Origin of the sequence: Klebsiella sp. K47 (genome assembly GCF_051858335.1) — a bacterium.
Lineage (GTDB): Bacteria > Pseudomonadota > Gammaproteobacteria > Enterobacterales > Enterobacteriaceae > Klebsiella > Klebsiella pneumoniae.
Map to the genome: position 1 here is coordinate 1 of NZ_JBPYUI010000060.1, position 3,403 is coordinate 3,403.

Sequence of the window (3,403 nt, forward strand, 5' to 3'; positions counted from 1 at the left end):
TAAGGCCTTTGAATAAGACAAAAGGCTGCCTCATCGCTAACTTTGCAACAGTGCCGATGTCCGGGGGTGAGCGGGAAATTTTTTTCGGCCTAATGAAGCGGCAGCGGAATGGCCGGGAAAAATTTATTGCGAAAGGCCCTGCCGTCCCCTGGACAGCAAGACGGGTTGTGCTTGTCTCAGCCCCGGCGAATGGACTCAAACGGGTGATACGGGTACCAGGGGAAAGGAGCAGGCACCCGCCGCAACGACGAAGAGCGCGGGCGCGAAACGGCGTTGCCCCGCAGAGTGCCGGCAGTCCTTCGCCGGCACGGTGAAAGCGGCGCGACCGGGACGGTCGCAGCAAGCGCTGCCGTTGACCTTGACGTCAGACATCAGACACTAGCCGCCAGGCCCGAAACCGCTTGCGGGTTCGGCGGAGCTTACCGCGTCTTTTCGCGGTTAGCGGAGTGTGGCTCGACGACCGGACAGCGCAGCTGGCCGGGAGCCGAAGGTGTCCAGTATGGGTGTGCTTTTAAAGCCTTTAAGGGTTAAAAAGAGACATCACAGCAGGGAGGAGAAGAGGAAGCAGACAGACAGCAGGCAGCAAACAGGGAAGACGCTGAAAGGAAATGCGGGCGGCGCGTCAGCGCGGCCCGGTTTTCCCGGCGCCGCAGGCGCGCGGTCTTTCGAGGCGCGGCCAGACGGGGACAGGTGCCCCGCCTGCTTAACGTGTCATCAGACGGTTATTCTGAGAATGGCGGTCGCTACCTGGGTATACGTGAATGTTCCCCGCGGCAATGGCTCCCAGACGTCCGCCAGGGACTCCAGCGCCTTTTGCTGACGCGGCCCGTCCAGACATATGCCCGTCAGAATCCCGCCAGGCTCAAGCAGAGTTAATGCCCGCCGGATATGCCGGATATCATCACCGCGATTAAACGGCGGATTCATGATAATTCGGGTATACCGGCGCTCCGGATGATATTCGAGAAAATCTCCGCACCAGATCCGGACCTCCGGGAAATGCGCCTGCAGGTGACGGGCTAACCCGGCGTGCAGCTCCACGGCGTCACACTTCGCCCGGGGGACTGCATCCCTGATCGCCTGCAGTATGGCGCCCGTTCCGGCACTGGGTTCCAGAATGCGATCGGTTTCCCGGACATCAGCCAGCTCAACCAGCCGGCGACATTCCGGGGAGGGGGTGACAAAAAGTTGCGAGCTACCCTGAATTTCAGCGACAGGGGCGCGCCCTTCCAGTTTGTCCCGCATCGCCTGAATACGGTGTTTAAGGTCATGATGCATGAATGTACTCCCTGACCTCCCCGGCAAGATGCCGGGGAGCCTTCCTGTTATTTTTTCGGAATTTCAACGGTTTTCATGTCTGTGATATACACATTCACGAGCGTACAACCGTGCGTCATGCACCGGCGGAAGCGATAGGCGCCGTGTGTTTCGGTTTCTGCAGCACCCCGCACGCCTTTATAATCAGCGGGTAATTTCGCCCACTCGGCTTTTGTCATTTCCCGGAACCCTTCCCCCGGATAATTGACGATCGGTGGGCGCTTCGCCGCTTTCTTCGCGTTGCTGGCTTCCTCCGCTGTCGGGGCTTTGTAGTCCGTGATACGGTCGGGCGTGAGTTTCATCGTGCCGCTGTAGCCCAGAAAGCGATAACCGGGCGTTTCGACTGAACTCACCTCCCCCTTACTCCGGTTAACCCGGAGAATGGTTAACCATTCTCCCCGACTCAGTACCTGCCCGCCTGGTTCAAATTCCTGTGTTCGGGTGACAACGCCACCGTTTTCATTGAGCATCGCGCGTTCGTAGGCCAGGCGGTTCTGGTAATGATTCACCCAGCGCTGTTGGTGGTTAATCGTGCGCTCATGACAGCGGATCGCAATATCACGCGCCTGTTCAAAAGTAATGATCTCCTCAGACAGGGCAGAATGGAGAGACATCGAGCCCTCATACTGGCTTTTCTCTGCCGGGCGGGGGTATTTGTCGAGCGTGAAGCAGGCATGAATATGATCATAATTACTGACCAGTAACGCCATTTTCAGATCGAGCGTCTGCGCACGCCACATCGTCATATACTTTTCAGACCGGGCAATGTGCTTTTGGGACTTGCGTAATTCCGCCTCGATTTTTTTGATACGGCGGTAACGCACATCCGGACGCTCCTTGTATTTCGCGTGCCGCAGAGAGGCCTGCGCGCGCTGTTCCCAGTATTCGGCGCGCTCGAACAGCATCACCGCACGTTTCATGCCGTTCTCAATTTTCTGCGCATGCCGGCGCGCGCGGCGCTCGCTGTGGTGGCCTACCAGGATCGGCTGTCCCAGCGGGACATCCGATGCCAGCGAATCAACATGCGCAAGCGCCTGCTCCGATTCAACCGCCCGCCGGTCACTGTAGTCACTGAACCGCCCGGCGCGCTGCTCCTGGCGATCAAACAGGGTGCTGTCCTCGTCCTCGATATCACCGGCGAGGGAAAGCAGGACATCCTCCCGCCCCGGCGTCCAGGCTGGCGCCACAAAAAGTTCCTGTTTGGGCGCCCAGCGAAAGCCTGCTTTGTTGATCAGGGAATACGTTTCTTCATCGAGCCGTAATGATGCGTAAAGTCGCAATTTATTATCATCGGGTGAATAGGTTGCCCGGTAAGTCTGGCCTGCGGTGTTTTCCGTCATGATCTGTGCGGTAGTCGGTGCCATTGTGTTTTCTCCTTCCTGCAGTTGCCGCCCCTCGCGGGGCGGCTCACCTCATCAGTTAAATGCGCGTTTCAGTTCCAGCGTGCGGAGTACCTGCCCGAGGGCGGTATTTTTCATCGCGGGGATGTGGACACCGCGCCCTTTGCGGTGACTTCTGGCGATATGACGCCCGAAAGCTCTGAGAGCGGGATCAATCTCCGGTGCGGTGATATCTGCGCGCAGAATGCGCGAATGACGACGGGGCTTTACAGCGCCTGCGGAAGGTGAAAAAATAGAAACGATCATAGAGTTGACTCCTTATGGTAGTTAACGAAGCCGGAAAAACCGTTCGTGCGATTTTTACGGCGTGGGAGAAGCAGGGTTTACCCTGCTTTTTTCATATCTGCGGTTTGCTTCCCGCTTCTTCTTCCTCCTTCTTAAGCTGATCGGTAATGTCTTCCGGTTCGCCCAGAAACCAGCCTTTGACGGGTTCACAGCGTTCAATAAACGCTTTTATCGCCCGTTTTCCGGTCGTGGCCTGCACCCGGGTAAACATCGGCAGATTGCCGCTGGCATTGCTTCCCAGAAATGCGATCCGATACGTTCGCAATGAAGGATCCTGCATTTTTCTTTTTCCTGATTTTTAAAGAACATCACCCGTTGAGTTGCCGGGGCCGCGGTTTTGACTTTGTGCGGGGACCTGCTGAACCTGCCCCCTGGATATAACCTTCACCCGTTTGAGAGCC

The 3,403-nt window shown here is 57.4% G+C and carries 4 protein-coding genes; all 4 read right to left on the reverse strand.

Going from position 1 to position 3,403, the window contains the following annotated elements:
• Nucleotides 1–714: 714 nt before the first annotated feature.
• Nucleotides 715–1,278, reverse strand: coding sequence for a methyltransferase (locus tag RRF55_RS26860; RefSeq protein ID WP_004152756.1), 564 nt, complete (start codon nt 1,276–1,278; stop codon nt 715–717).
• A 47-nt stretch (nt 1,279–1,325) separates the two neighbouring features.
• Complete coding sequence (locus tag RRF55_RS26865; protein ID WP_439419192.1) at nt 1,326–2,681, reverse strand: DUF3560 domain-containing protein; 1,356 nt, start codon at nt 2,679–2,681, stop codon at nt 1,326–1,328.
• Nucleotides 2,682–2,732: 51 nt separating this feature from the next.
• Nucleotides 2,733–2,963, reverse strand: a complete 231-nt coding sequence (locus RRF55_RS26870) for a hypothetical protein (protein ID WP_001568051.1) — start codon at nt 2,961–2,963, stop codon at nt 2,733–2,735.
• Between the two features lie 91 nt (nt 2,964–3,054).
• Nucleotides 3,055–3,282: a hypothetical protein gene (locus RRF55_RS26875; RefSeq protein WP_001568050.1), complete on the reverse strand. Its 228-nt coding sequence runs from the start codon at nt 3,280–3,282 to the stop codon at nt 3,055–3,057.
• Nucleotides 3,283–3,403 lie beyond the last annotated feature (121 nt).